6 protein-coding genes and 1 pseudogene are annotated in these 6,268 nt (G+C 36.0%); 4 read left to right on the forward strand and 3 right to left on the reverse strand.

Features of this window, described 5'->3' with window-relative positions; all coding sequences use genetic code 11:
• Together SMIDD26_RS09880 and SMIDD26_RS09885 are read right to left on the reverse strand one after the other, a co-directional pair.
• Nucleotides 1–180: pseudogene (locus SMIDD26_RS09880) on the reverse strand (hypothetical protein); the annotation flags it as partial.
• Nucleotides 181–484: 304 nt separating this feature from the next.
• Complete coding sequence (locus SMIDD26_RS09885) at nt 485–1,348, reverse strand: helix-turn-helix domain-containing protein (RefSeq protein ID WP_061439988.1); 864 nt, start codon at nt 1,346–1,348, stop codon at nt 485–487.
• Nucleotides 1,349–1,538: 190 nt separating this feature from the next.
• Between SMIDD26_RS09885 and SMIDD26_RS13525 the strand changes: the two genes are divergently transcribed.
• The 4 genes from SMIDD26_RS13525 (at nt 1,539) to SMIDD26_RS13640 (ending at nt 5,220) form a co-directional block, all read left to right on the forward strand.
• Nucleotides 1,539–1,709 carry a PhrA family quorum-sensing system peptide gene (locus tag SMIDD26_RS13525; RefSeq protein ID WP_061439989.1) on the forward strand — a complete coding sequence of 57 codons (171 nt, stop codon included), beginning with the start codon at nt 1,539–1,541 and terminating at the stop codon, nt 1,707–1,709.
• A 442-nt stretch (nt 1,710–2,151) separates the two neighbouring features.
• A complete protein-coding gene (locus SMIDD26_RS09895; protein ID WP_061439990.1) occupies nt 2,152–4,167 on the forward strand; it encodes a bacteriocin-associated integral membrane family protein in 2,016 nt (671 codons plus the stop codon).
• A gap of 1 nt (nt 4,168) precedes the next feature.
• A complete protein-coding gene (locus SMIDD26_RS09900; RefSeq protein ID WP_061439991.1) occupies nt 4,169–4,801 on the forward strand; it encodes an ABC transporter ATP-binding protein in 633 nt (210 codons plus the stop codon).
• 140 nt (nt 4,802–4,941) lie between these two features.
• Complete coding sequence (locus SMIDD26_RS13640; protein ID WP_061439992.1) at nt 4,942–5,220, forward strand: hypothetical protein; 279 nt, start codon at nt 4,942–4,944, stop codon at nt 5,218–5,220.
• Nucleotides 5,221–5,728: 508 nt separating this feature from the next.
• Here SMIDD26_RS13640 and ndk read toward each other — a convergent pair.
• The gene (gene ndk / locus SMIDD26_RS09910) at nt 5,729–6,142 is read right to left on the reverse strand and encodes a nucleoside-diphosphate kinase (protein ID WP_061439993.1); all 414 of its coding nucleotides are present in this window, start codon (nt 6,140–6,142) and stop codon (nt 5,729–5,731) included.
• Nucleotides 6,143–6,268: the final 126 nt, after the last annotated feature.

Below are 6,268 nucleotides of genomic sequence, written 5' to 3' on the forward strand. Positions count from 1 at the left end.
TTCTTGCTTACGGGTATAAAGATAATTTACTCCAGCACAGATTCCTGAAACGAAAACCATACTTCCGATAAAAAAAGCTGTACTTTGTTTAAAGGACAAGATACATTCCTTCCATAGGAAACAGCTACTCAAACTAATTTGAATTAAGACTAACAAAAATAAGATTCTCATTGATTTCATCTTTTCTCTCCCTTCCTACCAATCATTATACTAGGAGAAAAGAGAGAACTGTTTTCAATCTTCTCAAATGTCTTTTTAAGACGCTAAACAAACACTAGAGACTAATACTCAATGAAAATCAAAGAGCAAACTAGGATGCTAGCCACAGGTTGCTCAAAACACTGTTTTGAGGTTGCAGATAGAGCTGACGTGGTTTGAAGAGATTTTGGAAGAATATAAATTGAAATAAGGCTGATAGTATTCATTTCACTATCAGCCTTACAGGTTATTTAACGTTTCAGAAAAACTATAATGTCAAGATTAACTAAACAGTATCTAATTCCTTCAAATAATTTTCTATCTTCATCAACATTAAAGGATTGTTATAAATCTTACATAACTCTCTTGCTTCTATATAATAATTTTTGACTTGTTCTTTGCCTAGAAATTTGGCTCCAGCATTTCCTACAAGAATAAGTAGAGGAGCCAGTTGGTAGCTTGTCTGTCTTTGTTTACAGAGTTCAATCGTCTCAAGAGCTTCTTGGATGGCTTCATTATATTTTTCCTTTGATACTAGGTAGTGAGCGTAGTTGTAACGAACTCTGATGTAGCCAAATAAAAACTCTTGATACTCAAAATTTTTTGTCTGATATAACTCCATCAAATGAGAGTAGTTTGCCTCATATTCTTGTTCACGACCCACTAAGGAATAGAAATTAGATAGAGTATTCAACGCCTTTAAATAAATCAGAGTATTTGAGGAGACTTTTAATAATATATTTTCCAATGAAGAAATTGCCTCACACTTACTGTCATATTGATAGAAGTCAATAATAGCTTTAATCCATTCAAGGTAAGTTCGGTCTTCTAGTGTTAGAAAAGTGCTTCGCTCAACCTCTATTTTATAAAGATATTCTAAATCGTCATAATTTCTATCATCTAATAGTCGAGCAGATAATTGCTTGAAATTAGAGAGGTTAGATTTAATTTCAATTTGTTCATTGAAAAAGTAATCCAAAGGGACTTCAAGTCGTTGTGAGAGTTTGAACAAAAGGTCTGCGGAGGGAATGAAATGCCCTCTCTCAATTTTACTAATCTGGCTTTGTTCACAAATTCCTTCTGCAAGAGTTTGTTGGGAGAGTCTCAACTCTTTTCTTTTCAATCTGAATTTCTCTGCGAGTGTATTCATTAAAGATAATAAACCTTCCTATTTGCTTAATTTCATTATAAAATTTTTAGTTCAAAATAGCAAGTTAAAGGAATAAATAATTCTTTATGGTAATAAACTAAAAAAAAGTCAAAAATTACATAAAAATGCTTGGCTAAATAAAATATATCTGTTAAAATAAAAACAAGGAAACAGAAAGGGGTTTCATTGCATGAGAAAAAAACGTGGAATTAAAAAATTAGTTACATTTGCATTACTAGGTGTTTTTATGTTTAGTAATACAATTCCTTACCAACAATTCATTCAGAAGAATAGACAATTGGAGATTCGAGTGCAATCACAAAAGAAGTCCAATGGTCTTGATGTTGGGAAGGCTTATTGATGTCGTATTACTTTAAAATTCAACTATTTAGAGAAAGGTATTCTTATGAGAGCTTGTAACAATACCAGATAGATATAAGAATGGAGATGTTTGATAAAATGCTTTCATAGCTAACCAACTATTGAAAATTATGAGTTACAAAGTCTAAAGTATTTAAGATTAGTTTATAAAATTAGGTCTCTGTCTGTAGAAAGGAACATGCAGTTAGAAAGGAGGGAAAAATAGGATACTATAATTCAGACTGAGATTTCTAATTAAAATATGTAGTTGCATTTCGCTCATTTTCATAATATTTCATTCAGAGGAGGAATAATATGTTAAAAATTTGATGCGGGATGGTAAAGAATAATTGAAGAAGATTCTTTTATCAATAATTTAGTAAGCTTGTTAGTTTATAGAGGTCAGGGGTATTTGCCCTCCGTTTTATAATAAGGAATGCACTATGAAAAAATTATTTATACTCATATCCAACCTGCTTGCTAGTTTGTTCTTTGTTTGGGTATTCACCATTTGGACTGATACATATGTCTCCTATTATTACCCCAACGTTGTTGTACGTGATTCTTCCCCTGAAACAACTTTTCAGCATGTTGCTACACGCTTGGAAAAACTAGCAGAAGAAACGGATAGCTTTATTGCGATTCAACACCAAGATCCTAACTCAGAAGGTACTCCAGTGTTTTCTTATACGACCTTTGGGAACGGAAAGTTGCCTGATGGGCTACAGGAAAAAAATCTAGAAGATGCTCAAAGTAGTAGTGTTGAAACAAACTATTTTGTATTCGATGGAAACCTAGATATTCACTTGCTAAGGGAGGAGCTAAGTCAACTTGGCTTGACTAACATGCACCTGACAATTCCATCTAAACTATCTACGTTAATGGCTATCTTTAGTAACGGATTTCAGTTAATCAGTTTATTTATTTTCATCTTAACCTTTGGAGCACTGACTTTAATTAGTCAAATTAGCCAATTACGGTCGTCGGGCATTCGCCTCATTTCGGGAGAGAAACGGTGGTCCATTTTCCTTAGACCAGTTGGTGAGGATTTGAAAGGGATAGTTGTTGGTTTCAGTTTAGCTGGCGTGCTCGCCATTCTTATGCAAAAAATTCTGTCGCTTCCAACGCAATCCCTAATGACCATAGGAGAAGGCTTGCTCAGTTATAATCTCATCTTGTTGTCGATCTCCCTGTTTTTCGCTCAACTCTTCTCAGTTGGGATAAAAAAGATACACCTGATGCAGATTATAAAAGGGCAAGTGCCTGTCAGAGGAATCATTAGTTTGATTTTAATCGGTCAACTATTAGCGATTATTATTGTAACGCTGGGAATAGGGGGTAGCTTAAAGTATTCCCAAGCCTGGCAACAGCATCGGATTGGACAAGAGGCTTGGAGCCAGGAAAGGCAACTGATTACCCTATCAATCAGCCGTGAAGGAACGAGTCCTGGTTTTGATGAACAAGCTCAAAGGAAACTCAGAACTTGGTATCAATTGATGGATCTGGCTGTTTCAGAACAAAAGGCTTTCTTATCTAGACACCAGTTAATTGACCGTACTTTGCAAAATGGCATGGCTTCCTCCAAAAACTTTATAACCTCTACAGAATGGCACGATTACAACCCGAATGGCAATGTCCTTATCGTCACACCGCAATACTTGGAGCGTCAAAACATTCCTGTAGATACAACTATTGAGCAAAAGATGAATCACCTTGATGTAGGGGAGTTTGTCTTATTGCTGCCTGAACACCTCCGTTCAGAGGAAGAACATTATAAATCTGTTTTTGAAGACGACTTAACCAGTCGCATGTCTAGTCAAGATGAACGACAGCAAATGACTGCTACGGTAGGTTATTTGGAATCAGGTCAAGATCGTTTTGTGTATAATACGACCCCTATTTCTTACCAGCAGTTTTTGAAAGATCCAATCATCATTGTTATAACACCCCAATCAACTGGTCCACAGTCCATTTTGTTTTGGATAGACGCAGTACAGAACTACATTCTCTTTAATCAATTGTCTGATGCCCAGGAGCTTATCCAGAGACAAGGCATTGAAAATTGGGTCTCAGAAATGCAAACAGGTTACCACAACTACATCACATTATTGGATAATATCCAGAGGGAACGTTGGGTAATGCTAGCAGGAGCTGTGCTTGGGATTGCAACTTCAATCTTGTTGTTTAACACTATGAATAGGCTCTACTTTGAAGAATTTAGACGTGCCATTTTTATCAAACGCATTGCAGGTCTCAGGTTCTTAGAAATCCATCGCACTTATCTCTTTGCTCAACTGGGTGTGTTTTTACTGGGATTTGTTGCGAGTGTATTTCTTATGGTAGAGATAGGAGTTGCTTTCTTAGTCTCGTTACTCTTTACTGGTCTATCTCTTTTACAGTTACATGTCCAAATGCAGAAAGAAAACAAGATGTCCATGCTTGTTTTGAAGGGAGGTTAATATGATTGAACTTAAACAGGTGAGTAAATCTTTTGGAGAACGAGAGTTATTTTCGAATCTTTCAATGACATTTGAGGCTGGAAAAGTCTATGCCTTAATTGGTTCAAGTGGTAGCGGAAAAACAACCTTGATGAACATGATTGGAAAATTAGAATCTTATGATGGGACGATTTTTTACCGAGGTAAAGACTTGGCCAATTATAAATCGAGTGATTTTTTCCGTCACGAATTGGGCTACCTCTTCCAGAACTTTGGCTTAATTGAAAACCAAAGTATTGAAGAAAACCTTAAGCTAGGTCTCATTGGTCAAAAGTTGAGTCGGTCGGAACAGCGGTTGAGGCAGAAGCAGGCTTTAGAACAGGTCGGCCTGGCTTATCTTGACCTAGATAAGCGCATCTTTGAGTTATCGGGCGGAGAATCGCAACGGGTTGCCTTGGCAAAAATTATCTTAAAGAATCCACCCTTTATTCTGGCAGATGAGCCAACAGCTTCAATAGACCCAGCAACCTCTCAGTTGATTATGGAGATTTTGCTATCTCTTCGAGATGATAATAGGCTAATCATTATCGCAACACATAATCCGGCAATTTGGGAGATGGCTGATGAAGTGTTCACGATGGATTGTCTGAAATAAAAATCCTTGTTTTTAATTGCACGATGAGTTACTGAAATATTATCATGAATCAATAATTGGAGTTAATTTAGAATTGTACTTTATCAATATTGAGGTAACTTTTTCTTGATAAAGGAAGAAATAGTGGAGAGGAAGTTAGAATGAAAAAATTCGACAATTATATTATTGAGAAGCCTTGCGATTCTAATTCAGATAAACTGCAAAAAATCTTAATAATTGAAAGTTTGGTAGATGATATTTTGCAATTTTCTCTCAGAATCAATAATAGTGTAGGAGAGATTTTCCTCCTACAACCGTTTCAAAAGAAAACTATCTTTATTCCATGTTATTTTGAGGAAGATATTGTGAAAGTCAAAGATGATGATGAAGTTGAGTGGGATTTGTTAGAATTTCAAAAATTTAGAGCATTTTTGGCTTAGTAATCTGTGTTAAAGGCTCAAAACCTATGGTAAAAAAGTAGCTTTGAAAACGTATTGCCTCCAAAGATTGAGTTAAATAATGATTTAACACAAAAAGAAATTATTGAAGTTCTGGAAAGATGTTGTTTCAGTATTGAGAAAAGGTGGGAAAACTTGCGATTTTCACAGAGAAAGGAAGAAAAAGTATAGAAATATAGTCAATTGAAACAAGAACAGGACAACAGAACCTTTTGTGCCATATTTTTCTCCTTTCGCTTTACAATTGGCTTGAACACCTTTATTGTATCGCGTTTGGAGTTTTTTTGGTATAAGCTTCGACGCGCACCCGCATAGCGGGTGTTTTTTTGTCTCGCACCTAACGGAGCGAGACGAACTAATAGTCACTTAATCAAAAAACGCACCATATCAAAAACTAAAAAGTTTGATATCATGCGTCATGTCTTAAACTAATTGACTATACTTTCTATTCAAATGAGCTTTTTAACCGATTGATTGAGCCAATCCACTCTTAAAACCAAAGAGCAATTTCTCGCTTAGCTGACTCTTCTGAATCTGAACCATGTACAACATTTTGGATAACCTCATTTTCTCCAGCAGCTTTTGCAAAATCACCTCGAATAGTTCCTGGTAAAGCTTCTTCTGGACGAGTTGCCCCCATCATAGTCCGCCAAGTTTCAATTACTTTAGGACCAGAAATGACACCCACAAGAACTGGGCCTGAAGTCATGAATTCACGAATCGGTAGGTAAAAACTTTGACCAACCAAGTCCTGATAGTGCTGGTCAATTAACTCTTCTGAAACCTTTGTACGCAACTCCAATTTTTCGATTGTAAATCCACGCTGTTCGATACGTTTCAGCACTTCACCCACTAGTCCTCTTTTTACACCATCTGGTTTAATGATAAAAAATGTTTGTTCCATACTTGTCTCCTTTGTCAGCTTCTTTCTTTTATACTCTTCGAAAATCTCTTCAAACCACGTCAACTTCGCCTTGCCGTAGGTATATGTTACTGACTTCGTCAGTCTTATCTACAACCTCAAAGCAGT

The sequence above is a fragment of the Streptococcus mitis genome (assembly GCF_001579035.1).
In the GTDB taxonomy this organism is placed as follows: Bacteria; Bacillota; Bacilli; order Lactobacillales; family Streptococcaceae; genus Streptococcus; species Streptococcus mitis_J.